The sequence below is a fragment of the Sphingomonas sp. Leaf21 genome, assembly GCF_916858675.1.
GTDB lineage: Bacteria > Pseudomonadota > Alphaproteobacteria > Sphingomonadales > Sphingomonadaceae > Sphingomonas.
In genome coordinates this window covers 1-1,649 of the sequence record NZ_CAKASM010000048.1, presented here as the reverse complement: position 1 = coordinate 1,649, position 1,649 = coordinate 1, and the positions used below count along the sequence as shown (strand labels likewise).

The following is a 1,649-nucleotide window of genomic DNA, read 5'->3' as shown; positions in this document are numbered from 1 at the left end:
GAAACCGTCCGAAAACGCGGATCCTGATTCCCGTGCGCATCTCGGCAGTGTAATCTTCTGGCATGGCGTATATCGAGGGACATGCTCGGGACCAGGCGCTGCTGCTGCCGGCGTCGGTCGAGGACTATGTGGCGGCAGACAACCCGGTGCGGTTCATCGACGCCTTCGTCGACGATCTCGATCTGGGCGCTGCCGGTTTCCAGCGCGCACGGCCGAAGGCGACGGGACGGCCGGGTTACGATCCGGCCGATATGCTCAAGCTGTATCTGTACGGCTATCTCAACCGGGTGCGGTCGAGCCGGCGTCTGGCGGCGGAAGCGACACGCAATCTCGAGCTGATCTGGCTGCTGCGCGGGGTGCGGCCGGACTTTCGGACCATCGCCGACTTCCGTCGCGACAACCGGAGCGCGTTCAAGGCGGTCTTTCGCGCCTTCGTCCTGCTGTGCCGCAAGCTCGACCTGTTCGGGCGCGAGCTGCTGGCGGTGGACGGCACGCGGCTGAAGGCAGTGAACAGCCGGTCGCGCAACTTCAGCCGCGAGCGGCTCGCGACGTATCTCGCTGCGATGGATGCGCGACTGGAGCGCTACCTGGCCGAACTGGACGAGATCGACCGTGGTGAGGACGGTGCCGGCACCGGTCGCGGTGATACCTTGGCGACGAAGATCGCCAAGCTGCGCGAACAGCGTCAGGCCAGCGCGGCGCTTCTGGGCCAGCTGGAGGAAAGCGGCGAAGGGCAGATCTCGCTCACCGATCCAGACGCGCGCCTGATGGTCGCGCATTCGAAGGTCACGGTCGGCTACAATGCGCAGGTTGCGGTCGACGTCAGGCATAGTCTGATCGTCGAGCAGCATGTCACCAACGCCTGCAACGACATGGGCCTGCTGGCGTCCACCACCGGATCGGCGATGGACGCACTCGGGGTCGAGCGGATCGATGTGGTCGCCGATATGGGGTATCATTCGGGCGACGATATCGTCGCGTGCGAGGCGGCAGGCATCACGCCCTACATTCCCCGCCCGCACCGCGGCACTGCCGTCGGCAACGGCCTCTTCCCCAAGGAGCGGTTCCGCTACGATCCCGAGGCCGACGTCTATCACTGCCCCGGCGGGCAGGTGCTGGACACCCGCTACGCCTCGGTGACGCGCGGCCATCTGTCGGTCCAGTATTCGAGCCCCGCCGCCTGTGCGGGTTGCCAGATCAAGGCGCGCTGCACCACGGGGCGCTGGCGACGCATCAATCGCGGCGAGCACGAGGCGGTCATCGAGCGCATGGCGGCGCGCATGGCAGAGCGCCCCGGCATCCTCACCATCCGCAAATCCACGGTCGAACACCCGTTCGGCTCGATCAAACAGTGGATGAACCAGGGCGCGTTCCTCATGCGGGGGCTGGAGAAAGTCCGCGCCGAGTTCAGTCTGACGGCGCTCGCCTACAATCTCCGGCGCGCCATCACCCTCATCGGCGTACCGGGGCTGATCCGGGCGGTGCAGGCCTGAAACACCGCTGAACACGCCATCGTCACGTCCTGGACGACAGGTAGGGCGCGTATCCCGGCCTCACGGTGCACATGGAGGCCAGGATATCGCTTATTGCGCCAGTTCGCCACGAAGAACCCCTGCAGCCCCACCACCAGCGAGTTTTCGGACGGTCTC

1 protein-coding gene is annotated in these 1,649 nt (G+C 66.1%); it reads left to right on the top strand.

The genetic code is table 11. The features are described from left to right. The first annotated feature begins 62 nt into the window (after positions 1–62). On the top strand, positions 63–1,493 hold the full coding sequence (locus LRP66_RS18160) for an IS1182 family transposase (protein ID WP_230484000.1): 1,431 nt from the start codon (positions 63–65) through the stop codon (positions 1,491–1,493). The last annotated feature ends 156 nt before the right edge of the window (positions 1,494–1,649 follow it).